The organism is Streptomyces sp. WM6386 (genome assembly GCF_000972385.1).
Lineage (GTDB): Bacteria > Actinomycetota > Actinomycetes > Streptomycetales > Streptomycetaceae > Streptomyces.
On sequence record NZ_JXTE01000022.1, the window covers coordinates 78465 to 102558 of the forward strand.

21 protein-coding genes and 1 pseudogene are annotated in these 24094 nt (G+C 69.5%); 9 read left to right on the forward strand and 13 right to left on the reverse strand.

Annotated elements, in window-relative coordinates:
* Window positions 1-25: 25 nt before the first annotated feature.
* Window positions 26-1459, reverse strand: coding sequence for a family 43 glycosylhydrolase (locus TN53_RS16185; protein WP_046259183.1), 1434 nt, complete (start codon window positions 1457-1459; stop codon window positions 26-28).
* Window positions 1441-2412 carry an arabinan endo-1,5-alpha-L-arabinosidase gene (locus tag TN53_RS16190; RefSeq protein ID WP_046259184.1) on the reverse strand — a complete coding sequence of 324 codons (972 nt, stop codon included), beginning with the start codon at window positions 2410-2412 and terminating at the stop codon, window positions 1441-1443. Before TN53_RS16190 ends, TN53_RS16185 begins: the two co-directional genes overlap by 19 nt.
* Window positions 2413-2645: 233 nt before the next feature.
* On the opposite strand from TN53_RS16190, the gene TN53_RS16195 reads away from it, so the two are divergent.
* On the forward strand, window positions 2646-3059 hold the full coding sequence (locus TN53_RS16195) for a hypothetical protein (RefSeq protein ID WP_046259185.1): 414 nt from the start codon (window positions 2646-2648) through the stop codon (window positions 3057-3059).
* A gap of 196 nt (window positions 3060-3255) precedes the next feature.
* Here TN53_RS16195 and TN53_RS16200 read toward each other — a convergent pair whose 3' ends face one another.
* Window positions 3256-3996 carry a class I SAM-dependent methyltransferase gene (locus TN53_RS16200; protein WP_046259186.1) on the reverse strand — a complete coding sequence of 247 codons (741 nt, stop codon included), beginning with the start codon at window positions 3994-3996 and terminating at the stop codon, window positions 3256-3258.
* Window positions 3997-4216: 220 nt separating this feature from the next.
* Between TN53_RS16200 and TN53_RS16205 the strand changes: the two genes are divergently transcribed.
* Window positions 4217-4984 carry an intradiol ring-cleavage dioxygenase gene (locus TN53_RS16205; protein ID WP_046259215.1) on the forward strand — a complete coding sequence of 256 codons (768 nt, stop codon included), beginning with the start codon at window positions 4217-4219 and terminating at the stop codon, window positions 4982-4984.
* A 52-nt stretch (window positions 4985-5036) separates the two neighbouring features.
* On the opposite strand, the gene TN53_RS16210 is transcribed toward TN53_RS16205, so the two are convergent.
* Window positions 5037-5687, reverse strand: coding sequence for a DUF4360 domain-containing protein (locus TN53_RS16210; RefSeq protein WP_046259187.1), 651 nt, complete (start codon window positions 5685-5687; stop codon window positions 5037-5039).
* Window positions 5688-5912: 225 nt separating this feature from the next.
* On the opposite strand from TN53_RS16210, the gene TN53_RS16215 reads away from it, so the two are divergent.
* Window positions 5913-6785 (forward strand): intradiol ring-cleavage dioxygenase, encoded by an 873-nt coding sequence (locus TN53_RS16215; RefSeq protein ID WP_046259188.1) that lies wholly within the window; start codon window positions 5913-5915, stop codon window positions 6783-6785.
* A gap of 59 nt (window positions 6786-6844) precedes the next feature.
* On the opposite strand, the gene TN53_RS48345 is transcribed toward TN53_RS16215, so the two are convergent.
* Complete coding sequence (locus TN53_RS48345) at window positions 6845-7045, reverse strand: hypothetical protein (protein WP_052745207.1); 201 nt, start codon at window positions 7043-7045, stop codon at window positions 6845-6847.
* A gap of 294 nt (window positions 7046-7339) precedes the next feature.
* A complete protein-coding gene (locus TN53_RS16225) occupies window positions 7340-7798 on the reverse strand; it encodes an RrF2 family transcriptional regulator (RefSeq protein ID WP_046259189.1) in 459 nt (152 codons plus the stop codon).
* A gap of 92 nt (window positions 7799-7890) precedes the next feature.
* Here TN53_RS16225 and TN53_RS16230 point away from each other — a divergent pair, with 92 nt between their 5' ends.
* Together TN53_RS16230 and TN53_RS16235 are read left to right on the forward strand one after the other, a co-directional pair.
* Window positions 7891-10839 (forward strand): glycoside hydrolase family 35 protein, encoded by a 2949-nt coding sequence (locus tag TN53_RS16230; protein WP_046259190.1) that lies wholly within the window; start codon window positions 7891-7893, stop codon window positions 10837-10839.
* Window positions 10840-10852: 13 nt separating this feature from the next.
* On the forward strand, window positions 10853-11980 hold the full coding sequence (locus TN53_RS16235; RefSeq protein ID WP_046259191.1) for a hypothetical protein: 1128 nt from the start codon (window positions 10853-10855) through the stop codon (window positions 11978-11980).
* 4 nt (window positions 11981-11984) lie between these two features.
* On the opposite strand, the gene TN53_RS16240 is transcribed toward TN53_RS16235, so the two are convergent.
* The 5 genes from TN53_RS16240 to TN53_RS16260 form a co-directional block, all read right to left on the reverse strand.
* Complete coding sequence (locus TN53_RS16240; protein WP_046259192.1) at window positions 11985-13499, reverse strand: alpha-N-arabinofuranosidase; 1515 nt, start codon at window positions 13497-13499, stop codon at window positions 11985-11987.
* A 92-nt stretch (window positions 13500-13591) separates the two neighbouring features.
* Complete coding sequence (locus TN53_RS16245; RefSeq protein ID WP_046259193.1) at window positions 13592-14563, reverse strand: arabinan endo-1,5-alpha-L-arabinosidase; 972 nt, start codon at window positions 14561-14563, stop codon at window positions 13592-13594.
* Window positions 14560-15417 (reverse strand): carbohydrate ABC transporter permease, encoded by an 858-nt coding sequence (locus tag TN53_RS16250; protein ID WP_046259194.1) that lies wholly within the window; start codon window positions 15415-15417, stop codon window positions 14560-14562. Before TN53_RS16250 ends, TN53_RS16245 begins: the two co-directional genes overlap by 4 nt.
* Window positions 15414-16352, reverse strand: coding sequence for a carbohydrate ABC transporter permease (locus tag TN53_RS16255; protein ID WP_046259195.1), 939 nt, complete (start codon window positions 16350-16352; stop codon window positions 15414-15416). The genes TN53_RS16250 and TN53_RS16255 overlap by 4 nt, the downstream gene beginning before the upstream one ends.
* The gene (locus TN53_RS16260) at window positions 16349-17707 is read right to left on the reverse strand and encodes an extracellular solute-binding protein (RefSeq protein ID WP_046259196.1); all 1359 of its coding nucleotides are present in this window, start codon (window positions 17705-17707) and stop codon (window positions 16349-16351) included. Before TN53_RS16260 ends, TN53_RS16255 begins: the two co-directional genes overlap by 4 nt.
* A gap of 235 nt (window positions 17708-17942) precedes the next feature.
* Between TN53_RS16260 and TN53_RS16265 the strand changes: the two genes are divergently transcribed.
* Genes TN53_RS16265 through TN53_RS16275 form a run of 3 tightly spaced genes read left to right on the forward strand, consistent with a single transcriptional unit; the run spans window position 17943 to window position 21155 of the window.
* Window positions 17943-18533: a hypothetical protein gene (locus tag TN53_RS16265; protein ID WP_063776251.1), complete on the forward strand. Its 591-nt coding sequence runs from the start codon at window positions 17943-17945 to the stop codon at window positions 18531-18533.
* The gene (locus TN53_RS16270; RefSeq protein ID WP_046259197.1) at window positions 18530-19759 is read left to right on the forward strand and encodes an MAB_1171c family putative transporter; all 1230 of its coding nucleotides are present in this window, start codon (window positions 18530-18532) and stop codon (window positions 19757-19759) included. The genes TN53_RS16265 and TN53_RS16270 overlap by 4 nt, the downstream gene beginning before the upstream one ends.
* On the forward strand, window positions 19752-21155 hold the full coding sequence (locus TN53_RS16275) for an NAD(P)/FAD-dependent oxidoreductase (protein WP_199924584.1): 1404 nt from the start codon (window positions 19752-19754) through the stop codon (window positions 21153-21155). The genes TN53_RS16270 and TN53_RS16275 overlap by 8 nt, the downstream gene beginning before the upstream one ends.
* 88 nt (window positions 21156-21243) lie before the next feature.
* Here TN53_RS16275 and TN53_RS16280 read toward each other — a convergent pair whose 3' ends face one another.
* Window positions 21244-22101 carry an SMP-30/gluconolactonase/LRE family protein gene (locus tag TN53_RS16280; protein ID WP_046259199.1) on the reverse strand — a complete coding sequence of 286 codons (858 nt, stop codon included), beginning with the start codon at window positions 22099-22101 and terminating at the stop codon, window positions 21244-21246.
* Window positions 22098-22871, reverse strand: a complete 774-nt coding sequence (locus TN53_RS16285; protein ID WP_046259200.1) for an IclR family transcriptional regulator — start codon at window positions 22869-22871, stop codon at window positions 22098-22100. Before TN53_RS16285 ends, TN53_RS16280 begins: the two co-directional genes overlap by 4 nt.
* A gap of 279 nt (window positions 22872-23150) precedes the next feature.
* On the opposite strand from TN53_RS16285, the pseudogene TN53_RS16290 reads away from it, so the two are divergent.
* Window positions 23151-24041, forward strand: a pseudogene (locus TN53_RS16290) (TerD family protein); the annotation flags it as partial.
* Window positions 24042-24094 lie beyond the last annotated feature (53 nt).

Here is a 24094-nt window from a genome sequence, read left to right on the forward strand (position 1 = left end):
CGCGCCCCTTCGGGGCGCGTCTTGGTTACGCCGGGTTCAGTTTCCACTGTTGGCAGTTGTTGTTCAGCCAGGTCCACTGCCTGACGTCCGCCGCGTCCGCCGTGGAGCAGTTCGAGACGTCCGCCACCTTCCCCGTGGCTTGATTGACGATCCTCACCCAGCTGTTGTCGGTCGCCACGAACCTGAACTTCTGGCAGGTGTTGTTCAGCCAGCTCCACTGGCGCAGGTCGGCGCCGTCGGCGCTGGAGCAGTCGGCGGTGTCCAGGACCTTGCCCGTGGCGACGTTGACGAGGCGGCTGGTGTCGTCGCCCTGGTCCTCGACGCGCCACTTCTGGTTGTTGCCGCCGTTGCAGGTGTACTGCTGGACGTTGGCGCCGTCGGCCGTCGAACTACCGGCGACGTCAAGGCACTTGCCGCTGTTGCGGTTGGAGATGGTGTACGTCGTGGAGGTGGTCGACGGTTCTCCGGACGGGCCGGTCATGCTCGAACCCAGGGCCACCGGGGTGCCGAAGTTGGGGGTGCCGTCGGAGTTCCAGGTGAACTTCTGGGCGCGGGTGGTACGGCCGTTGTCGCAGCCGTCGGAGGCCGAGTCGTTGGCGTGGTAGACGATCCAGTTCTCGGTGCCGTCGGGGGACGTGAAGAAGCCGTTGTGGCCGGGGCCGTAGACGCCGGCGGAGTCGTTGCGCTGGAAGACGGGCGTCGACTTCTTGGTCCAGGAGGAGGAGGTCAGCGGATCGGAGCCGGTCAGGGTGAGCTGGCCGAGCTTGTAGTCCGGTGTCCAGCAGCCGCTGCCCGAGTAGATCAGGAAGGTCCGGCCGTTCCGTTGGAGGATCTCGGGGCCTTCGTTGACCGTGCCGCCGGACGTCTCCCAGGAGTACGTCGGCGTGGAGATCGTCGAGAAGCCGGTGGCCAGGGTGTACGGGTTGGACATGCGGGCCGCGACGAGGTTCTGGGTGCCGCCGCTCGCGCTACCGAAGAGGTAGAGCTGACCGTTGATGGTCGCGACCGTCGGGTCCAGCATCCAGGCGGAGTTGAGCTGGTTCTTGTAGGTGTACGGGCCCGTGGGGTCCGTGCCCGCGCTCTCCAGGACATGGGTGCGCTGGGTGGCGTTGTAGTCGGTGATGTTCTGCCCGGCGACGTAGTACAGGTACCACTTGCCGTTGAGGAAGTGCAGCTCGGGCGCCCAGATGTTGCAGCAGCGCGAGGCGTTGTCACCGGTCCATACCTGGATGTTGGGGGCGGTGGCGAGGCCGGCGAGCGTGGCGGACTTCCTCATGGTGATGACGTTGGTCCAACTCGTCGTCACCAGGTAGTAGTTGCCGTTGTAGTACGAGATCCAGGGGTCGGCGCCCTTCTGCACCTTGATGGGGTTGGCGAAGGAGGCCGCGCTCGCCGAGGACTGCCCGAGGGAGAGGGCGAGGACCAGTGCGGCCAGCAGGGTCAGTAGGCGACGGGCCATCCGCTGCTCCAGTTCAGAAGGTTGATGCCGAGTTTGGGGGTGCCGTTGTCGTTGCCGTCGTAGTAGTGGTAGACGATCAGGTCACCGTCGGAGTCGCTCATGATCGACTGCCCGCCGGGGCCGATGTACCGCCCGTGCGACTCCAGGACGGGCGTCCCGCCGTTGTTCATCATCGAGACGCCGTTCTTGTCGTAGTACGGCCCGGTGACGCTGGTGGCGCGGCCGACCTTGACCTTGTACGTGGAACTGGTGCCGGCGCAGCAGGTGTCGTACGAGGCGAAGAGGTAGTAGTAGCCGTTGCGCTTGACGATGTACGGCGCCTCGACGGCCTTGGTCCCGGTGGGGCGGGACGCGATGGAGTACCGGGTGGTGTTGGAGGAGAGCTGCTTCCCGGTGCCGGGGTCGATCTGGATCATCTTCAGCCCGGTCCACCAACTGCCGAACGACAGCCACCACTTGCCGTCGCCGTCGACGAAGAGGTTCGGGTCGATGGCGTTGTAGTCGCTGGAGGTGGTGGAGGTGTAGACCGTGCCGTAGTCGGTCCAGGAGCCGGGGAGGCCGGTCGATGAAGTCGCCAGCCCGATCGCCGACTTGTTGGACCCGAAGGTCGAGACGGCGTAGTACATCAGGTACTTGCCGCCCTGGTACGAGATGTCGGGCGCCCACGCCTCCGTGGCGTACGACGACCACCAGCTCGGCTTGGTGGTGAAGGCGTCGCTCCCGGCCGAGAAGGCGATCCGGTCGGTGGAGGTCTTGTAGCCGAGTCCGCCGCCGGTGCCGTAGAGCAGGTAGCGACCCGCGGACGTGCGGATCATCGTCGGGTCGTGGACGACGGTGGCGCCGGTGACCGTCCCGGGGTTGGGGTACGCGGAGGCGCTGCTGGGGATCAGGGCGAGCAGGAGGGCTGCGGGGAGGGCGAGGAGGGTGGTTCGGACGCGCGAGGTGCGGCTCACACGGGCCTCCTTGACGGAAGAGGGGAAGGTGTTCGAGATTTCGGTCGGCGATCGTCAATTCGGACGGACCGTAGAGTCGAATCACTTGCGCGTCAATGGCCCTGACATTCACAGGAGTTCGCAACCGAACAGATCTTGTACAGAGATCAAATATTGGGCATAGTCCGTGCATAACGTGAAGATCGCGTGAGCACCCCCATGCTCCCCCCTTTGCCCTGCAAGGAGACCTCGGCATGCCCAAGCTCAGACGCCTCGCCATACCCGCCCTCGCCGCGGCGGCTCTCGTGATCGGGACGGCGGGTTCGTCCTACGCCTCGACCTACACGGGCGCGTCCAGCAACTCCTGTGGGGCCGCGTACTTCTACGACGTGGGCGACACCTTCAAGATCATCGACGTCTGTACGGACGGCAAGGGCGTGCGCCTTCAGTACACGAATCCCACCACGGGCAGTCCGTCCACCAGCAACACGAAGATCAGCGTGGACTACACCGGCGGCTACACCGGGTGGGACCTGAACAACGCCTACGTCTACGACACCGACATGAACGAGAACGCCTGCTTCTACTTCCGCGTCGGCCACGTGGACGACGGCGCCTACGTCAGCGGCTCCTACGGCAGCTGGCACCTGGCCTGCGCCGCGAACTGACCCACCGTCGCGCCCCCGGTCCGAAGTCGGAGCGGGGGCGCACATGCCCGCGAGTCCCCGGTGCCACCCCGCCCGGCGGCGCCGACGATTGGCAGATCCGTCCCCGCCACGGCCGGGAAAGCGCAGGTGGCCGGCGCCCGGGATGAGACACATCTGCCAATCACTGGCTCCACAACCGGACCAGCCCCCACCCTCGTCAGGCCCGGCAGCGCAACATCTCCAGCGGCGGGGCGGCGAGAAGGTCCGTCCAGAAGTCCGTACCGAACTCACGCAGGCCCGCCTCGGAGATCTCCAGCGGGAGCCAGGTCGGTGCGTCGAAGCCGGCCGCCCGCAGACAGGACTCGTAGACCTCGCGGCGCGGACAGGTGGCGACGAACGAGATCGGTGGGTCCAGCAGTGCCGTGATCCGTACGCGCGGTCCGGTCTCGGCCTCCTCGCCGGTGGACTCGCAGCGGAAGCCGTACTTGGACAGGGCCGGGTCGTCCATGCCGTAGTCCGGGTTCTGGGCGAGCACGAAGAACTCGGCGCCGGGCTTCAGGCTCCGGTGCACATTGCGGCACATCCGCTCCAGGGCGGCGATGTCCTGGGCGTAGTTGAGCAGCTGGACCCCGGTGGCGATGTCGAAGCGCCGTTCAAGAGGCCGGAGTTCGGCCACATCGCCCACCTCGTACCGCACCCCCAGCGGCTCGCGCTCCTCGAACCTCCGTGCCGCGGCGACCATCTCACCGGAGATGTCGATGCCGAGCACCTCCGCCGCCCCACGCCGCTTGAACTCCCGGCTGTAGAACCCGGTCCCGGAGGCCAGGTCGAGGACCGACTTGCCGCGCACGTCCCCGACCAGCCCCAGGAAGCTCGGCACCTCCCCGTACCTCGCCAGCGGCAGGGACTTGAACCCCTCGAACGCCTCACCGATCTCGTCGTACTGCTGCACGCTCATCGCGATGTCCTCCCGTAAGCCTCGTGATGTCCTCGGCCTCGGCAGTCTCTACGAGCCACGACGGACGGCCTTACTGGCAGAACCCACAAAGATCCGGACCGCACCCCGGCCTCCCGTACAAACGAACCTCGAAAACCCTGACCGACAAGGAACTTGACGCTCCGTCACTTTGCCCAACTGACAGCTCACCAACAGCATCCCTTCCTATGGTGCCGTGTTCATGACAGACACTTCGGAAGCAACCCCCACCCCGATCGGGCGCCGCACCGTACTGATCGCCACCGGAGCCACGGCAGCCGCCCTCGCCGTGACCGCCGCCGCGCCCGAAGCCCCCACAGCCGACGCGGCCGACACCGCCCCCGTCGCCGCCGCGGCCGTCTGCACCCTCACGAAGGAGATGACCGAAGGCCCCTACTACCTGGACGGCGCGCTCGTCCGCGCCGACATCCGCGAGGACAAGACCGGCTTCCGGCTCAACCTCGCCCTCACCGTCGTCGACGACGACACCTGCGCCGTGATCCCAGGCGCCCTCGTGGAGATCTGGCACTCCGACGTCCTCGGCGAGTACTCCGGCTACGTCGGCAACAACGGCCACAACGAGCCCGACAACGGCACCTTCCTGCGCGGCGGCGTCCTCACCGACTCCAGCGGCGTCGCCAACATCACCACCGTCTACCCCGGTTGGTACCGCGGCCGCTGCGTCCACATCCACATCAAGGTGCACACCGGCGTCACACTCACCTCCGACGGCTCCTTCACCGGGGGCGCCGAACTCCACACCGGACAGCTCTTCTTCAACGAGACGATCACCGCGAGAGTCGGCGCGCTCTCGCCGTACTCGGCGAACACGGTCACCCGCACCACCCTCGCCCAGGACTCCATCTACGACGAAGGAGGAGCCGCCTCCGGCCTCCTCACCCTCACCGCACTGGGCTCCTCACCCTCGGCCGGCTATACCGGGACCCTGACCCTCGGCATCGAGCGCTGATTCCTGCCTCCCCGGGTCCCGCCGCCGGCGGCGGGACCCGGGGAGAGCCGCTCTACGACTCCGGACACTCCTTCCACGCCATGTGGTACACCGTGCTGATGTCCCCGTCCGTCGAGTCCATCGTCATGAAGCTGACCTTGCTCGCGGAGCTTGTCCCCGCGTTGACCCGGAGCTCCGTGTTGATGTTGAAGTTGCGCTGAACTCCGCAGGGTGCCCACACCAGTTGGGCCCAGTCGGTGGAGTCGGTCGCCTGCCAGTTGTCGTTGTACGGGCCGCTGAAGGGGTGCGACCGGAACGCCGTGCTCGGTGAGCCCTGGAAGTAGTACGACGCTCTCTGCGTGGCGCTCGCCCCCGACTGGAGTGCGGCGAAGCCGCGGTAGTCGGCGCTGGCGATGGCGTATGTGAAGCCCTGCGGGACATGGACGATCAGGTTGAGCTGGCAGTTCTTGCGGAAGGCCGTCGGGTCCGAGTTGCCGCCCGCCTGAGCGAGGTAGTCGCTGTACGTCACCGTGAACGCCGTGTTGTCCTCGGAGACGGCGACCGCGGTCGTACCGGCCGGGCAGCCGGAGCCGTTCACCGTGGCGACCTTGATGACGATCTTGTCCGGCGGCGGGTCCTCGAACCCGTCGGACGGGCCCTGTGCGGGCAGTGCGGTGGTGAGCAGAGCGGCGAGGGCGCCGCCCAGCAGGAGTCCACCAGCCATGGTCTCTCCCTGAAGGGTGGGGGGTGGTTGGTTGCACCCCGGACCGTAGGGAGAGACACACCTCACGGGCAGGTCGAACTCAAGCCATTCACAGGTGCGCTTTTCACATTCTCTTCACAGTGTCTGAACTCTGCGGAAATAAGGGGCCGTTGACGAATCCGTCCCCAGCCTATTCACAGCCGCACATTAAGGATTTCTTCAGCTGGCCCCCTAACTTCTCTCGGCATGACGGGAAACAACGAGCACCACAGCGAGCAAGGCACCGAGCACCACGACGAGCAGCAGCCCGGCCGGCACCGTAGGGACAAGGGCCTCCAGCGCCGCCGTGTCCTGATCGGCGGCGGCACCGTGGCGGTGGCGGGGGGCCTCGCGGCCGCCGGTCTCGCCTCGGCCGACCCGGGCAAGGGCAACAAACCGACGAAGGGAGCCGCCACCGGCGCCGCCTCCGCCTCCACCGAGGCCTCCACTTCGGCGACCAGCAGCGTGTGCGTGCTGAACGCCGAGGTCACCGAGGGTCCGTACTCCCTCGAAGGGGCCCTCGTCCGCGAGGACATCCGCGAGGACAAGGAAGGCTTCGAGGTCCAGTACACCTTCACGGTCGTCGACCTGGCCAACGACTGCGCCCCGCTCGCCGACGCCCTGGTCGAGATCTGGCACTGCGACCACCTCGGCGAGTACTCCGGCTTCGTGGGCGGCAACGGCCACGACGAGGAGGACAACGGCACGTTCCTGCGCGGCGGTCGGCTGACCGACGAGAACGGCGAGTGCGACATCACCTCGATCTGGCCCGGGCACTACGTCTCGCGCGCCGTGCACGTCCATATGCGGGTGCACACGGACGTCACGCTCACCGACGACTCGTACACCGGCGGCGAGATCATCCACACCGGTCAGCTCTTCTTCGACCAGGACATCAACACCGAGATCCAGGCGACCTCGCCGTACTCCGCGAACACCACCCAGGAGACCCTGCTGGAGAACGACACCATCTACGACGACGGCGGCGCCTCCTCCGGCCTGCTGACCCTGACCGCCCTGGGCTCCAGCGTCTCCGACGGCTACAAGGCGACCCTCACCGTGGGCGTCAACAGCGACTGACGGTCACGCGCTGACGGTCCAGAGCTGAGAGTCGAGCGCTGACGGCCGGAAGCCGACCCTCAGGCGCCGACGGGCTGCCGCTCGGCGTGGTCGGTCTGTGCTGCCTTCTCCTGACGGTAGGCACGGATCGAGTACGTCAGAGCGGCGGCCCACACCGCGTAGAGGACGACGTACACCACGGCACTCACCGAACCGCTCGCGCCGATCCAGTCGCTCTTCAGCAGCGTACGGACGTTGGTGACGATGATGACGCCACCCACCGCGGAGCCCAGGACCCGCGGCGGGACCAGCCGGACGAGCCAGGCGGCGACCGGCGACCAGGAACTCGCTGGTGTCGATCGAGCCGATCACCTCGCGCGGCTCCATCCGCCCGCCGGCCAGCAGCGCGGGCGTACCGACCGGCCCCCAGCCGCCGCCACCGGTCGCGTCGAGGAACCCGGCGACCAGGCCGAGCGGGGACAGGAACCGCTCCCGCAGCCGAACGGGACGCGACGGTAGGGCGTCAAACTGAGGACAGCATTAGACCCGGATGAGCGCACTCACAGACAGGGGCCCTACGGGTTCTCCCATGCCGCCGGCTCCGCCGCCAGCGCCTGTACCGGCCCCGGCAGGGCGTCCGCGGCGATGTCGGCGATGGTGACGACCTCCAGGATGCGGCGCACATTGGCCCGCAGCGCGATCCACAGGGGCAGCAGCGGCTGGGCGGAGCCGGTGTAGGAGAGCTCGGTGGGGCGTTCACCTCGTACGGAGACGATGGGGCCGTCCACGGTCCGGATCACATCGGCGACCGTGATCTTCGCCGCGTCACGGGCCAGCCGGTAACCGCCGTTGCCGCCGCGCCGGCTGTCGACGACACCACCGCGCCGCAGGTCACCGAGGATGCCCTCCAGGAACTTGTGCGGAATGTCCTGGGTGGCGGCGATGGCCTCCGCCTTCACCGGGCCGTCGCCCTGTCGTACGGCGAGCTCCAGTACCGCTCGTACCGCGTAGTCCGCCCGTGCCGAGATCCTCATGGGCCCATTGTGAGGCGTGCCGCGCCGGGCGTGGAGAATGGTCCCTCCCTCGCGTCCCGGGAAACGCAGGCACAACAGGAGGCGACGCTCGCGTGGAGCTCAGCAGACGAACCTTCAGCGCACTGGCCGGCACGACCGCGCTCGGCCTGGCGCTGACCGGCAGTGGCGGTGCGCTGCCGTCCTCCGCCGCGCCCGGACTCACGCCCACGGGCCCTCCACCGAGCCCGCCCAGCGCCGACGGCAGCGCGCACAACGTCGGCTTCGACCGGTATTCGCTGCTGGTCGACGGCCGCCGGCTGGTCCTGTGGTCGGGCGAGATGCATCCGTTCCGGCTGCCGAGCCCGTCGCTGTGGCGGGACGTGCTGCAGAAGATGCGCGCGCACGGCTACAACGCGGTGAGCGTCTACGTGGCCTGGAACCTCCACTCCCCCGCGCCCGGTGAGTACGACTTCACGGGCGTCCGCGACCTGGACCTGTTCCTGCGCACGGCCGCCGAGACCGGCCTGTACGTGATCCTGCGCCCGGGCCCGTACATCAACGCCGAGGTCGACGCGGGCGGCTTCCCTGGCTGGCTGACGGCGACCGAGGGCAGAGCCAGGACCACCGACCCCACCTATCTGTCGTACGCCGACGAGTGGTTGACGCGGGTGAACGCGATCGCCGCCCGGCATCTCTACACCAGGGGCAAGGGCTCGGTCCTGCTCTACCAGATCGAGAACGCGTACGACGTCACCGGCGCGGACGGCCGCGCGTACATGTCCCACCTGTACAAGAAGGTGCGGGCGGACGGGATCGACGTACCCCTCTTCCACAACGACAAGACCCGCGAGGGACGTTGGGCGCCCGGGTCGTTCGACACCGGTGGCAAGAAGGGGAGTTGGCTGTACGGCTTCGACGGGTATCCGGAGCCTGACGAGATCCCGCAGGACTGGGGTCGCTTCGGCACACAGCCGGCGCGGGCCGCGAAGGCCAGCCCGAAGACCCCGGGTTTCCTCCCGGAGTTCGGCGGCGGCCGGCCCGATCCGTGGGGCGGGACGGCGTTCGACGGCAAGGGGTACGAGGAGTCACGGCGGACCCGGGACGCGGCGTACGAGCGGCGCTTCCATCTCACCAACCTCGCCAACGGGATCACACTGCACAACGTCTACATGACGTTCGGCGGCACCTCGTGGGGCTGGCTGCCCGCGCCGCAGGTCTACACGTCGTACGACTACGGGGCGGTCCTCGACGAGGGGCGCCGGCAGACGGCGAAGCTCGCCCCGATGCATCAGCTCGGTCATCTGCTGCGGCAGGTCCCGGACTTCGCGAAACTGGACCGGGCCAGGGGCGTGCCGTCCCCCGACGACCGGCTGAAGGTGTACCACCTGACCAACCGCGACACGGGCTCCCATGTCTACGTCGTGCGCAACGACTCCGCCGAGGACGTCTCCGTACCCCTGCCGGACGCCGGCATCGAGGTGCCGATGACCGTCCCGGCCCATGACGCCCGGCTGATCACCACCGACCTGAAGCTCGGGCGGCGGACGTTGAGGTACGCCACCGCCCAGCTCGCGATGTTCGTCGCCGCCGGGCGGCAGGACATCGCCGTCTTCTCCGGCCGGCACGGCGACATGGCCCAGGTCGTCCTGGAGTGCCCGGACGAGCCGACGGCGACCCGCCTCGACGCGGAACCGGCGTGGATCTACGACCGCGGTCTGCTGCGGGTGACCGCCCCGCTCGGCGTGGGCCTGCTGGCCCGCGTGAAGGTGGAGAACGGCGGCTCCGGGCGCCCGCTGCTGCTCTTCTTCGCCGACGACGAGACCGCGCTGCGGCTGTGGCCGTACGAGACCCCGTCCGGGACGGTGCTGGTGTACGGGCCGTCGCTGGTGCGGTCCGTCACCCTGGAGGGCTCCACCGTGCACCTCACCGGTGACACGACCGTGGTGACCGGCCTGGAGGTGTGGGGGCCGCGCGGTATCGGCCAGGTCACCTGGAACGGACAGCCGGTACCGACCCGGGTCAGCGCCACCAACAGCCTCATCGCCCTCAAGCCCCTGCCCGGTGTGGGCGCCGTGTCCCTGCCCGCCCTCGACAAGGGCTGGCGGCGCCGCACCGAGAACCCCGAGTCCGCACCGGACTTCGACGACTCGGCGTGGCAACGGGCCGACAGGAAGAGCTCGTTCAGCACCACCCCGGTCCCCGAGGGGCAGCCGGTGCTCTTCGCGGACGACTACGGCTTCCACTACGGCGACGTCTGGTACCGCGGCCGCCTCACCGACGCCGAGGACACGGAGTCGGTCTCCCTCGCCTACAGCACCGGCACCCAGGGCCTCCTGATGGCCTGGCTGGACGGGGAACCGCTGGGCACCCACCGGATGCCGGTACCGGACAGGAAGACGGCCCGGAAGGGCACTTGGACGGACACGGCGGACTTCGAGGTGCCGGAGAAGCTGAGGGAGCGGGGCGAGCATGTGCTGTCGGTCCTCGTACGGCGGATGCAGCACGACATGGACGGCGAGTCGCTCGACACGCACAAGGCGGCCCGGGGGCTGACGGCCGTACGGTTCAAGGGCGCCTCGCCGAAGGCGAGTTGGCGGCTCCAGGGCGCGGCCGCGGCCGATCCGGTGCGCGGGCCGCTGAACAACGGCGGTCTGTACGGGGAGCGGGAGGGCTGGCATCTGCCCGGCCATGACGACGGCGACTGGGAGTCGGTGCGGCTGCCGCGCGAGGAACGGCGGCAGGGCGTCACCTGGTACCGCACGTCCTTCCGGCTGTCCGTCGACCCCGGCGTCGACGCCTCGATCGCCCTCACCCTCGACGACGACCGGAGGCGTGCCTACCGGGTGCAAATCTTCCTCAACGGCTGGAACATGGGCCAGTACATCAACGACGTCGGCCCCCAGCACACCTTCGTCCTGCCGAACGGCGTCCTGCGTACCAGGGGCAGCAACACCCTTGCCCTGGCGGTCATCTCGGACGGTACGACGCAGGCGGGCCCCAAGGACGTACGGCTGACACTGCTGGGTGCGACGGCGGGCGGGGTGACAGTGGAGAACGTCTGAGGAGGAGAACCTCGTGCGAAGACGGCGATTCATCGGCGGGTTACTCGGCACCGGGGCGGCGATGTCCCTCGCCCCGGAGAGCAGCGGGGCCACTGGAGCCACCGGGGCCGCGGCGCCCCGGGCCGTGGGCCCACACGACTGGCAGACCGTCCCGGCCCCCGTGTGCACCCCGGCCGCCCAGCTGCTCGGCGTGGCGGCCGCGGGACCGGACCTCGCGTGGGCCGTGGGCGAGGAGGGCCGCAACGGCGGCACCCGCGGAGTGCCGCTCGCCCTGGTCTGGGACGGCAGCGCGTGGACCCGCCTCGATCTCACCCATCTCGGGCTCACCGGCGGGTATCTGAGCTCGGTCGCCGCTTCGGCGGGCGCCGCCTGGGCCGTCGGCACCGACAGGGGCGGCGTCGCTCGCCTGCTGCGCTGGGACGGGGCGACCTGGCAGGAGTCCCTCTTCGCCGGGCGACTGGCGTACGGGACGAGCCTGACCGGGGTGACGCTGGACGCGAAGGACCGCGTCTGGCTCTCCGGCCGCAACAGCGACGGCTGCGTACTGCTGCGCGGCGACGGCGGGGACGACGCCTGGACCTGGGTGACACCGCCCCCGACCCCGCCCACCAGCGCCCCGGCCGGCGTCCGCGTGGCACCCGACGGCGATGTCTGGGTGTACGACGCCGCACTCGTCGCCCGCTGGGACGGCGAGACCTGGACCGAACTGCCCGCCCCTGCCGGGCTGCGCCCCTACGTCAGCGGTCTGCTCCCGGTCACCGCCGACGACGTCTGGCTCACCGGCTACGACTACGGAGTCGGCGGCCCGCCCGGCAAACCGCCGTCCGTCACCCTGCGCCACTGGGACGGCAGCGCGTGGACCTACGCCGGCACCCCGTTCACCGTCGGCATGCTCACCGCGATCGTCGCCGACGCCCAGGGACGCCCCGACCGCATCGCGGGCTGGGACTTCTGGGACCAGACCCGCGCGCACTACCTCCGGTGGGAGAACGGGGCATGGGTCGGCGAGCGGGGCCCGCTGTCCTCGACCCCCGTACTGATCGGCGGACTTGCGTCCGTGCCCGGTGCGGGCGGGTACTGGTCCGTCGGCACGAACTCCGCCTCGCCGTACCCGCCCGCGCAGGTGTATGTCGAGCGATGAGCTGCTAGGCCAGCCGGATCACGTTCCACGACAGCGGTTCGAGTACGGCGGTCAGGGTGCCGTCGGTCAGCGCGGTGCCCTCGACCGTGTGCGGGGCGACCCGCTCGGGCTCGGCGAGGGTGTTCCTGGCGTCCGGGTCGGCGTCGGCGAGGACGCTGTGCTCGACGACGGACGACAGGTCCAGCGCGCCGAGGGCGACTTCGAGCGGCAGCGCCTCGGTCCGGCTGCGGTTGACCGCGAAGACGGTGACCGAGCCGTCCTCGCCGCGCACGGCGGTGGCGTGCAGCAGGTCGGCCTCGCCGTACTTCTTCGTCTCGTACGTCGGTGAGTCGACCCGTACGTCCAGGACCTCGCCGCGGCCGTACCGGGCGGCCTGGGCGAACGGGAAGAACGTCGTCTGCCGCCAGGCCGGACCGCCCGGCTCGGTCATGATCGGCGCGATGACGTTGACCAGTTGGGCGAGGCAGGCCACGGTGACGCGGTCGGCGTGCCGGAGCAGGGCGATGAGGAGGGAGCCGAAGACGACGGCGTCGGTGACGCTGTAGTTGTCCTCCAGGAGGCGGGGGGCCTCGGGCCAGTCGTCCTGCGCGAAGGTCTTCGCCTTCGCCTCCCACTCGGGCAGGTACCAGACGTTCCACTCGTCGAAGGAGAGGTTGATCTTCTTCTTCGACTTCAGCCGGGCGCCCACGTGGTCGGCGGTGGCGACGACGTTCTCGATGAACGACTCCATGTCGACGGCGGAGGCGAGGAAGGAGTCGATGTCACCGTCCTCCGGCCAGTAGTAGGCGTGCAGCGAGATGTAGTCGACGAGGTCGTACGTCTCCTTGAGGACCGTCGCCTCCCACTCGGCGAAGGTCGGCATGGACTGGCTGGAGGAGCCGCAGGCCACGAGTTCGACCTTCGGGTCCTGCTGGCGCATCGCGCGGGCCGTCTCGGCGGCGATCCGGCCATACTCCTCGGCCGTCTTGTGGCCGGTCTGCCAGGGGCCGTCCATCTCGTTGCCGAGGCACCACAGGCGGATGCCGAAGGGGTCCTTGTCGCCGTGGGCGATGCGCTGGTCGGCGAGTGCGGTGCCCTCGGCGTGGTTGGAGTACTCCTGGAGCTCCAGGGCCTCGGCCACGCCCCTTGTGCCGAGGTTGACGGCCATCATGGGCTCGGCCTGGGGGCCTACCTTGCGGAGGAAGGAGATGTACTCCGAGAGGCCGAAGCGGTTCGTCTCCGTGGAGTGCCAGGCGAGGTCGAGGCGGCGGGGACGGTCCTCGGCGGGGCCGACCGAGTCTTCCCACTTGTAGCCCGATACGAAGTTGCCGCCGGGGTAGCGGATGGCGGTGGCGCCGAGTTCGCGGACCAGTTCCAGGACGTCGGTGCGGAGGCCTTCGGCGTCGGCGGTGGGGTGGCCGGGTTCGTAGATGCCGGTGTAGACGCAGCGGCCGAGGTGCTCGACGAAGGATCCGAAGACACGGGGGTTTACTTCGCCGATGGTGAAGGCGGGGTCCAGAGTGAAGCGGGCGGTGCTCATGCTTTCCTTTCGCGGTTCAGTTTCGTCTGCGGGTTGTGGGGGCTGGTCGCGCCCGCGCGGCGGAGCCGCATATCGGACAGGGCCCCGCGCCCCTAAAAGACCTTCGGCCAGCCGTTCCTTGTCCAGCTGAGCCTGTTGAGCCCCAGCTTGGGCGTGCCCTCGTCCTCTGCGTCGTAGTAGTGGTACGCGAGCCAGTCCTGACCATGGTCCCGGAAGACCGACTCGCCGCCCGTGCCGATGTATCTGCCGTGGCCCTCCAGCACTAGGTCGCCGCCGCCTTCCAGCATGGGCAGGCCTGTGCTGTCGACGTACGGGCCCGTGATCGTCGTAGACCTGCCTACCTTGATCTTGTACGTCGAGTTCACGCCCGCGCAGCACGCGTCGTAGGACGCGAAGAGGTAGTAGTAGCGGCCGTGTTTGACGATGTAGGGGCCCTCGACCGCGTACGGCGCGTCCGGGCGGGTCGCCAGGTGGTGGACCGTGGTGCCCTCGATCGCCTTGCCCGTGACCGGGTTCAGCTCGACCATGCGGATGCCGGTCCAGTACGAGCCGAAGGACATCCACAGCTTGCCGTCGGCCTTGATCAGGGCGGGGTCGATGGCGTTCCAGGTGTCCGTGCGCTCGGAGGAGAAGACCTTGCCCTGGTCGGTCCAGGTGCCGGGGAGACCGGACGTCGAGGTGGCCACGCCTATCGCGGAGTGGTTGGTGCCCCAGGAGGAGACGGCGTAGTACAGCCAGTACTTGCCCGCCCGGTAGGAGATGTCCGGGGCCCATGGGTCGCCGGTGTCGTTGTACTCGTACCACCAACTCGGCGGCTCGGCGAAGGCGTTGCCGGAGTCGTCCCAGTGCTTGCGGTCCTTGGACAGGCGGGCGCCGATGATTCCGCCCGTCGAATAGGCCACGTAGCCGCCGGACTTGAGGCGGATGACGGTGGGGTCGTGGATGATCTGCTGGCCGGTGACGGGCTGCGGGTCCGGGTAACTCGGCTGTGCGTAGGCCGTGTTGGGCAGGAGTGCCAGGAACAGCGCCGCGATCAGGGCCGTCAACGCTCTGGGTGCTCTCACTGTCCCGCCAATCCTGTGTGGGCGACGCCCGCCACGATCTGCCGCTGGAAGAAGACGAAGACGACGATCAGGGGCAGGCCCGCCATCAGACCGCCGGCCATGAGCTGGGCCCACTGGATGCCGTAGGAGTTCATGACGGTCGCGATGCCGTTCGGCATGGTCATCAGGTCGGGGTTGTTGGTGACCATGTACGGCCACAGGAAGTTGTTCCACGAGGCGATGAAGGTGAAGATGCCCACCGCCGCCAGGGAGGGTCGCGCGAGCGGGACGACGATCGTGAAGAAGACACGCCAGCGGCCGGCGCCGTCGATGAACGCGGCCTCCTCCAGTTCGCGCGGGATGCCCTGGAAGAACTTGTAGAGGATGTAGACCATCGCGGCGGGCGCGCACTGCGGCAGGATCATGCCCCAGTAGGTGTCGACCATCCCCATCTGCTGGACCGTGGTGAACAGCGGTACGCCGAGGACCGCCGGGGAGACCATCAGGCCCGCCATCACCACGCCCATCAGGACGTTCTTGCCGCGGAACTCGGTGCGGGCGAAGCCGTATCCGGCCAGCGCGCTCACCGCCAGCACGATGGTCGTCACACACACCGAGACGACCAGCGAGTTGATGAACCAGTTGCCGACGTTGCCGGTCTCCCAGAGGGACTTCCAGGCCTGGACCGTCCACACCTTCGGCAGCCAGTGCGGCGGGATCTCGGCCGCTTCCGCCTCGGACTTGAGCGAGGTGAACAGGGCGGCGGCGATCGGGGCCACGAAGACGGCGGAGACGGCGGCGCCGACCACCGTGAGGACGATCTGGCTGGGCGTCCAGGGCTTGCGGGACTTGAGCCGTATCCGGGTGGTGCTCATCGGGTTCCCTCCTCACGGTTGCGCAGCAGTGCCATTCGTCCCAGGGCGACGGCCGCGATGATCACGAAGAAGATGATGGACATCGCGGAGGCGTAGCCCACGCGGTAGCTGGTGAAGCCCTGTTCGAGGGTGTACTGGACGAAGGAGCGGGTGCTGAGCTCGGGTCCGGGACTGAAGTCCATCATCACGACGGCCTGGTCGAAGAGCTGGAGCGAGGCGAGGATCTGGAGCGCGATCACCAGACCGGTGATGTGGCGCAGCATCGGCAGGGTGATGTGGACCATGCGGTGCCAGGCGTTGGCGCCGTCCAGCTTGGCGGCCTCGTAGAGGTGGTCGGGGATGCCCTGGAGCGCGGCCAGGTACAGCAGGAAGCTGAAGCCGACCGTCCACCACAGGGTCTGGATGACGATGGCGAGCATCGCGTACGACTTGTCGGTCAGCCAGGGTGTGTCGAGGCCGAAGGTCTCGTTGAACAGGCCGATGCCCTGGGTGAAGAGCCACTGCCACATGTTGGCGGCGACTGTCGAGGGCAGCAGGAAGGGGACGAAGAAGCACAGCCGCCACAGCCATTTGCCGCGCTCGATGTGGTGGGCGAGCATCGCGAGCAGGAACGCCAGGATCGTGATGCACGGGACGACGAGGAGGGTGAACCAGGCGCTGTGGCCGAGCGCGTCCCACATCGCCTGGTCGTTGAGGGCCTCACGGTAGTTGTCGAGGCCGACGAAGCTCGCGCCCTCGCCGGAGATGTTGGCGTCCGTGAAGCTGAGGTAGAGGCCGCGCAGCAGCGGCCAGACCACGAAGAGCGCGAACAGCACCAGGAACGGGGCGATGAACCAGCCCCCGTGCTGGAAGCCCTGGTTGCGGCGGACGGTGGCGGTGGCGGTGGCGGTTTTCGCCCGCGCCGGTGCGACGACGGTCTGAGCGCTGGTCGTCATGCGGCCGTACCTCCCTGCGCGGCGGTCCTGCCGTCCATCGGGTTCTTCGAGGCGAGGAGCTTGGTGAGCCGGGACTTCATCCGCTGTGCCACGGCGGCCGGCTTGGCGGAGCCCATGGTCGAGGAGACGACGACGGGGCCGAGGTCCTGGGCGAGGACGCCGGTGGAGCCCGCGAACCACACCTTGGGCTCGGTGGCCTGGTGGTCCATGGCGCTCACGTACTCGTTCTGCGGTTCGAGCTTCTGGTACGCGGCCGTGGACAGCGTCGGCGTGTACGCGGGGATGTGGCCGCCGGCCGCCCACTGCTGGGCGTGGGTGACGACGTACGCGGCGAGTTCGTGCGCGGCCTCGTTGGTGGCGCCGCCGCGGCCCGACTGGTGGGGCAGGACGAACGCGTGCGACTCGGCGTGGGTGGCGGGCTTGCCGAAGACGGGCGGCAGCGGGGTCGCGCCGTAGTCCAGTTTCGCGCCGGAGAAGACCGGCACCGACCAGTTGCCCTCCCAGGTGAAGGGGGCGCCGTTGATGAACTGCTCGCCGGTGGGTGCGCCGGGGATGACGTAGCCGTCGGTGACGTGTTGCCGGAGGAACTCCAGGACCTGGGTGGCCTTGTCGGCGTCGAAGAGGACTTCCGTATTGGCGGGGGTGCCCTCGTCGAACCAGCGGCCGCCGAGCTGGGTGTAGAAGGCGACGAAGAACCACCACTGGAAGTTCTGGTCGTTGGTCCACAGACCGATGGTCTGGAGCCCCTTCTTCTGGACCGCCTTGGCCTTCTTCAGGATGTCGAACCACTCGGCGGTGGAGGAGACCGGGATCATCCGGCCGTCGTCGCCGAGCAGGTCCGCCTTCTTCAGGACGTCCTTGCGGTAGAAGCAGAGTTGGACGTGGATGTCGAGGGGGAGGGCGTAGAGCTTGCCGTCGATGACACCGCGGTTCCACAGCGCCGGGTTGTAGTCGGCCTTGCGCACGCCGTACCGGGCGAGGAGTGCCTCGTCCCACGGGTCCAGGAGCCGTCCCGGCGAGAAGCCCGCGACCCGGCCCACGTGCATGACGCCGAGTTCGGGGGCGCGGTTGCCCGCGGCGGCCATGGCGAGCTTGGTGTAGAAGGGGTTGCCCCACTGGAGGGTGGAGTCCTTGACCGCGATGTCGGGGTGTTCCTTCCGGAAGGAGTCCAGCATCGCGATCATGTTGGCGCCGTCGCCGCCGCTGAAGAGGTTCCAGTAGCGCACCCGGGTGTCCGCGTCGGAGGCCAGCGCGTCGGCGCCGGTGCCGAGTGCGGCGAAGCCGAAGCTGCCGGCCACGGCCAACCCGCCTGCGGCGGCGAGCAGTTGCCTGCGGTTCAGGTCAGGTCGTGCCATTGCCTGCCCTTACAGTCGGAGGAGAGAGTCAGTCGGTTCGATATTTCGTTAGGTGCTCGTAACTTCGAACGGACCGTAGATAGGAAGCGCTTTCTCGTCAATGGTCCGGACAAGATTTTCAGAACCGCGAGCGCTGGTTCTTACTTGTACGAACGGTCACCGGATCGCATGACGTGGACAGTTCGGGCCGCGTACGCTCGGACGGGCTGCCGTACAGCGGTGAGAAGGGGGATCGATGGACATCGCGCGCACGAGGGCGGGGCGGGTCGCCGCGGCGCTGCGGCGCGCGAGAACCGGGTCCGCGATGCGCCGGCTCGCCGTCGAACTCGACACCGCGCTGCGGTCCAGGCCCACTCCCCCGGCCGGCGTGCACGAGGTGTGCCTGGCGCTGTGCGAGGAGATGAGCGCGCGCCGCGACGGGCGGCCCGTCGAGCTGCGCTTCGAACGGTTCCCCGACGAGATCGAGGTGACCGGCCTGTGCGTGGAGTTCCGAGACTTCGACCTGGTCATCGTCGAGGAGCGGGCCGAAGCGGTGCAGCAACTGGTCATCCTCGGCCATGAGTTGTGGCATCTCAACGCCGGGCACCGGCACGGGGTGGGCCAGGCCGCCGCCCGCGCGCTGGCCGGCGGTCCCGACTGGAAGGACGCCCTGGCCGTCGCCGCACGCGACGGCTCCCGGCAGACCGACGAGGCGGAGGCGGACGACTTCGGGCACCGGCTGGCGGCGGCGTTCCGGCCCTATCTGTCGGGCCGCGGCGGCAGGGCGTCCCTCACCGGGATGGAGCGGTCCATGGGGTACCGCGGGCGCAGAGGCACAGAGCGGTGACGCACACCGGTCCGCTCGCGCAGGGCAACCTCCTCAGCGGGGTGTATGTCTCCTTCTGGCTCCCCACCGTGGTGCTGACCGCGGCCCTGGTGATCAAACTGCCCAGCATCCTGAAGCTCTGGCGGGACCCGCTGCTGCGGGCCGTCGGCGGACTGCTGCTGTTCGCCTGCGCGGTGTTCGTCTTCGCCGCCCCCAGCACCATCTCCTGGACCAACCGGGTCACCGGTGTGCCGAACATCGCGGCACCCTGGGTGTACTCGCTGATCACCGCGCTCTGCGCGTCATGGCTGCTGCTGGTCGTCCACTGGCGCAACGGACGCATCGAGCGCCACGCCCACACCCGCCGCGCGACCCGGTGGGTGGTCGCCGTCTACGCGGGTGTCGTGGTCGCCCTGTGGGTGCTGTTCGCCCTCGCCGACGTACCCGTGGAACAGATCCGGAACCTGGACACCTACTACGCCTCCACGCCGTTCATGCGCGAGGCGATCCTCCTCTACCTGTTCGCTCACATGGTGGCCAGCCTGGTCACGTCCCGGCTCGTCTGGAACTGGATCCGCATCGAGGGTCTCGACGGCTGGCTGCGCTGGGGGCTGAGGTTCCTGGGAGTCGGCTTCGCGACGAACCTGCTCTTCAGCGTCGCCAAGCTCACGGCCGTCGTCGCCCGCTGGACCGGCCACGACCTGGACTGGCTGAACACCAACATCGCGCCGTCGGCCGCGTGTGTCGCGGCGACCCTGGTCGCGATCGGCTTCATCGTGCCGCACGCCGGCCAGTACCTCCAGGAGCGGTGGCGGCTGCGCCGCCGGCATCGCGGCCTCGCACCCCTGGCCCGGCTGATGCGGGGCGTCGCGGGCAGCCGTGAGCCCTTCGCGCTGCGGGCGACCCTCGAGATGCGGCTGATCCGCCGCGAGACGCTCATCCGCGACGCCCTCCTGCACCTCTCCCGTCGCCTCGACGACGAGCTGCGCGACCGCGCCCACGACGCCGCCCTGGCCCTCGGTCTCGAACGCGGCCGGGCCCAGGCGCTGGCGGCGGCCGTGACGATCCTGGACGCCATGGAGCGCGAGCCGGGCTCCCCGGAGGCCGATGACGCGGGCGTCCCCGACACCACCTACCTGCTGCAGGAGATCCAGGCCGTGTCCGAGGCCCTGCGCAGCCCCGACGAGATCAAGGCGGTACGCACCCGTGCGGCCGTCCCGGCAGAGAGCATGTCCGCGCATGAGTGAGAGTCCCTCCCCCGCCAGAACCGCCGTGGTCCTGGGGGGATCCCATACCGGCATGCTCGCGGCGCGGGCGCTCGCCGCCTTCGCCGACCGCGTCCTGGTCGTCGAGCGGGACGTGCTGCCCGAGGGCCCCGGGCCACGCAAGGGTCTGCCACAGGCCCGGCACGCCCACATGCTGTGGTCGGGCGGTGTGCGGGCCATGGAGGAGCTGCTGCCGGGCATCTCCGAGGTGCTCCGGGAGGCGGGGGCACGGCGGGCGCCGGTCACCACGGACATCGTCGGCTACTCGGCGCAGGGCTGGTTCCGGCGCTGGCCCGAGTCCCACCATGTGATCCTGGCCGGGCGGGACCTGCTGGACGCGACGGTCCGCGCACAGGTCCTGGCCGGCGGGCGGGTGGAAGTGCTCGGGGGCACCGAGGTGCTGGGCCTCACGGGTACGCCGGAGGCGGTCACCGGGGTCCGGGTGCGCGAGCACGACGGCCGTGAACGGACCATCGGGGCGGGCATGGTGGTCGACGCCACCGGCCGGGGCTCCGGAGCGCCCCGCTGGCTGACGGAACTCGGACTGCCCGCGCCGCGGGAGCGCAGGGTCGACTCCGGCCTCGCGTACGCCAGTCGGCTCTACCTCGCGCCCGAGCAGGCCCGCGGCGGCTTCCCCGTCATCCATGTGCAGCCCGACCCGCACGCCGGCGTCCCGGGCCGGGCGGGCTTTCTGCTGCCCATCGAGAACGGCCGCTGGATCGTCACGGTGAACGGCACGCGGGGCGGCGAACCCTCCGGCGCCGCCGACGACTTCGTCCGTTTCGCCCGCGAGGAGCTGCGGCACCCGCTCATCGGCGACCTGCTGCGGCAGGCCGAGCCGCTGTCGGAGGTGGCGGTCACCCGCACCACGGTCAACCGCCGGTACTTCTACGAGCGGATGCCGGCCTGGCCCGACAACTTCACGGTGCTGGGCGACGCGTTGGCCGCGTACAACCCGGTGTACGGCCACGGTCTGGCGGTCGGCGCCCAGAGCGCGCTGCTCCTGCGGAAGCTGACCGCACGTCATGGCTGGGGTGCGCCCGGGCTGTCCCGGCGGATCCAGAAGGCGGTGGCCCGTCCGGTGGGGGCGGCGTGGGATCTGGCGACGGGGCAGGACGTGTTCTACCCGGGGGCGACGGAGAACGGGCCGACGCTGCGGGATCGGCTGCTGGCCGGGTATGTGGACCGGCTGATGCTCACGGCCACGGGGAACGGGCGGATCGCCCGCCGCGTGACGGATGTGACGTCGTTGGAGCGGCGGGCGGAGGTGTTGCTGAGTCCGTCGGTGTTGCTGGCGGCGGCGGTGGGGCCGTTGAAGGCCCCCTTGGTGGCGCCGCCTTTGACTGCGGAGGAGTTGAAGAGAGTGGGGCTTCAGTAGTTGGTCGGGCGCGGGCCGGTGGGGGCTTGTCGCGCCCACGCGGCGGAGCCGCACATCGATACGGCCCCGCGCCCCTGGGTGGGTCCACCTACCCGGCGAAAACCGGTTGCTCCATACCCTTTCCCGCGCCAGGCACCACCAGCAGCGAGCCCGCCACCGGATGAGGGGACTCCAGGCCCACCCGCGCCGTCGTGATGTACAGGTCCGTCAAGTCCGCGCCCCCAAACGCACAAGCCGTCACCCTCGGCGTGGGAAGGGTGATCACCCGGTCCAGCGCACCCTCCGGCGTATAACGGCGTACCGCTCCCCCGTCCCACAGGGCCACCCACACACAGCCGTCGGCGTCGACGGTGAGGCCGTCGGGGAAGCCGGCGTCCTCCTCGATCTCGACGAGGGGACGGCGGTTCACGGGGCGCCCGGCCTCGAAGTCGAAGACGTCGAGGCGGCGGGTCGGTGAGTCGATGTAGTACATCCGCCGGCCGTCGGGGCTCCAGCCGGTGCCGTTGCTGACCGCGACGTCGTCGAGGACGGTCTCGAAGGAGCCGTCGCCGGTGAGACGGGACAGGGTGCCGCCGCCCGGCGCCTCGTCGTAGCGCATGGTGCCCGCCCACAGCGAACCGTCGGGGGCCACGGCGGCGTCGTTGGCGCGGCGGCCGGGAACCGGCTCGTGGTGCAGCCAGCGGAAGGAGTCGTCCGCGTCGAGGAGGGCGACGCCGTCCCGCAGGTTGAGGACGAGCCCTCCGCCGGTGCGCGGCTTGGCGGCGCCGATGTGCTGGTCGGTGACGCGGACCGTGCGGTGGCCGGAGACGGGGTCGTAGGTGTTGATCCGGGCGCCGAGGATGTCGAGCCAGATGAGGTGGTTCCGCGCCGGGTCCCAGGTGGGGCCCTCGCCGAGGGTCGCCTCGGCGCGGACGGCCACCTCGTAGTCGTACGTCGTCGAGGTCATCCCACGCTCCGGTAGCCCAGGCGCTCGGACAGCTCGGCGGCACCCTTCGCGGCGAGCTGCTCCAGCTCGCCCTGGCGCTCGTCGCTCCAGCGGATCATGGGCACGGAGATGGACAGCGCGGCCACCACCCGGCCGGTGCGGTCGCGGACCGGGGCGGCCACGCAGGAGACGTCCGGGTTGGACTCACGGCTCTCCACCGCGAGGCCGCGCTCGCGGATGTGGGCGAGGGCCTCGCGCAGCGCGCCGGGTTCGGTGATGCTGTTCGGAGTCATCCGGATCAGCTCGGCGGAGTCCGGGATGCGGGAGCTCAGCTCCGGCTCGGGAAGCGAGGCGAGCAGCATCTTGCCGACGGAGGTGCAATGGGCAGGGAGCCTGCGCCCGGCGGCGGACACCATCCGCACCGCATGCGTGGAGTCCACCTTGGCGATGTAGATGACGTCGGTGCCCTCCAGGATCGCCACGTGCACCGTCTCGTCACAGGTCTCGGCGACGGTCCGGGCGACCTGCTGCCCCTCGGCGGCGAGGTCGAGCTGCTCGGCGTACCGGCTGCCGAGCTGGTAGGGCCGCACCCCGAGCCGGTAACGTCCCGGCTGACCCGGCACGGCGACAATGTAGGACCGCGCGGCGAGCGTGGTCACCAGCTCGTGCACGGTGGTGCGCGGCAGCTGCAGCTTGCGCACTATGTCGGGGGCGGAGAGCGTGCCGTCCCCGTCGAGGAAGAGCTCGAGAATGTCGAGAGCCCGGGTCACGGCAGGTACAAGACGTCCCACGTCCAGCCCCCCCTTTGCGTCTTAGGCGTCTGTTCGAAATTTCAACAGACGATCGGCATAACGAACACAGGCTAGCCATACCGCGTTTCCCCGGGCAATGGGCCTGACGATTACGCGCACAGCAACCGTCCCGTTTCGGCGGGAAGCGTACGGGTGCGAGGTGCCGGTACTACTGTGTTCGTGTGTGACACGTCACACTGCGTGGCGTGTCTTGGGGGATGCGGTTCCTGGGGGGATCTCGTGCACGAAATGACCAAGGGGTCGAACGCTGCCCTGGCGGCGCTGGAGGGCAGCCCCCTGGTCGACGTCAGGATCGACCGGCGGCGCAAGCACCAGGTGGCGCTCTGGCATCTGTCCTGGGCCGAGGTGGCCCATCAGGCACAGCTGCTGATCCGGCACGAGGGGGTCGGCAACGCGGCGCGCACCTGGCTGCTCCAGGAGCTGCTGCACTACCTCCAGCACGAGAACTCCGGCTGTCACGGCTTCCAGAACATGGGCTCCGCCTGGGTGCCGGTACGCAACGGCATCAACGACGAAACCCTCTGCCAGGGCGATCCGCGGGCCCTCGAAGTGGTCGAGAGCTGGGAGCGGCTCATCCGCCAGGTGTGCCTCAGGCTCGGCGGCGAACTCGGGCAGAAGGTGCTGCCCGCCCAGCGCGTCAGACGCGGCACCGACCACGGGACCCGGCGGAGCCAGCTGGCCGACCGGCTGTGCCTGGAAGGCCGGCTCCATGCGGAGCTCCGCGTCGAACAGGCCCCCGGACTGCTCACCATCGGCGCCGATCTGCGCACCGGCAGGCTGCGCACCTCCGTCGAGGTCCCCGCGCCGGACCAGGGCTATCCCCTGACCCGGGCCAAGCGACTGATGCGCCGCCTCGGCGAGGCCCCGGCCGACCTGCACGTGGAGACCCTGGTCGAGGGCGACGCCGTCGGCCCGCGCGGCACCCTGGAACGGCTCCGACCGGAACCCGCGGACCTCCTTCCGAAGAACGGCACGCAGATCACCGGATTCCGGCTGTCCCTTCTCAAGGGCATGGGCAGCACCCGGGGCAACGCCGAGTCCGGCTTCATCCGCAGCGTCGACGACGCCGTGCACCGCTTCTACACGACCGTGGTGGTCCACCTGGACCAGCCGGTCCCCCGACGTGCCCCGCAGAAGGAACCCGCCTGACCGAGAAGCCCCGGCGCCCCCTCTTCCCTTCCCGATCCGATGTGACAGGGTGA

Bases quoted from the DNA above. Each gene is read 5' to 3' on its own strand.
- TN53_RS16200 (WP_046259186.1), bottom strand. From the start codon at position 3,996: ATGAGCGTGCAGCAGTACGACGAGATCGGTGAGGCGTTCGAGGGGTTC.
- TN53_RS16215 (WP_046259188.1), top strand. From the start codon at position 5,913: ATGACGGGAAACAACGAGCACCACAGCGAGCAAGGCACCGAGCACCAC.
- TN53_RS16195 (WP_046259185.1), top strand. From the start codon at position 2,646: ATGCCCAAGCTCAGACGCCTCGCCATACCCGCCCTCGCCGCGGCGGCT.
- TN53_RS16275 (WP_199924584.1), top strand. From the start codon at position 19,752: ATGAGTGAGAGTCCCTCCCCCGCCAGAACCGCCGTGGTCCTGGGGGGA.
- TN53_RS16225 (WP_046259189.1), bottom strand. From the start codon at position 7,798: ATGAGGATCTCGGCACGGGCGGACTACGCGGTACGAGCGGTACTGGAG.
- TN53_RS16240 (WP_046259192.1), bottom strand. From the start codon at position 13,499: ATGAGCACCGCCCGCTTCACTCTGGACCCCGCCTTCACCATCGGCGAA.
- TN53_RS16280 (WP_046259199.1), bottom strand. From the start codon at position 22,101: ATGACCTCGACGACGTACGACTACGAGGTGGCCGTCCGCGCCGAGGCG.
- TN53_RS16205 (WP_046259215.1), top strand. From the start codon at position 4,217: ATGACAGACACTTCGGAAGCAACCCCCACCCCGATCGGGCGCCGCACC.
- TN53_RS16255 (WP_046259195.1), bottom strand. From the start codon at position 16,352: ATGACGACCAGCGCTCAGACCGTCGTCGCACCGGCGCGGGCGAAAACC.
- TN53_RS16250 (WP_046259194.1), bottom strand. From the start codon at position 15,417: ATGAGCACCACCCGGATACGGCTCAAGTCCCGCAAGCCCTGGACGCCC.
- TN53_RS16210 (WP_046259187.1), bottom strand. From the start codon at position 5,687: ATGGCTGGTGGACTCCTGCTGGGCGGCGCCCTCGCCGCTCTGCTCACC.
- TN53_RS16185 (WP_046259183.1), bottom strand. From the start codon at position 1,459: ATGGCCCGTCGCCTACTGACCCTGCTGGCCGCACTGGTCCTCGCCCTC.
- TN53_RS16265 (WP_063776251.1), top strand. From the start codon at position 17,943: ATGGACATCGCGCGCACGAGGGCGGGGCGGGTCGCCGCGGCGCTGCGG.
- TN53_RS16260 (WP_046259196.1), bottom strand. From the start codon at position 17,707: ATGGCACGACCTGACCTGAACCGCAGGCAACTGCTCGCCGCCGCAGGC.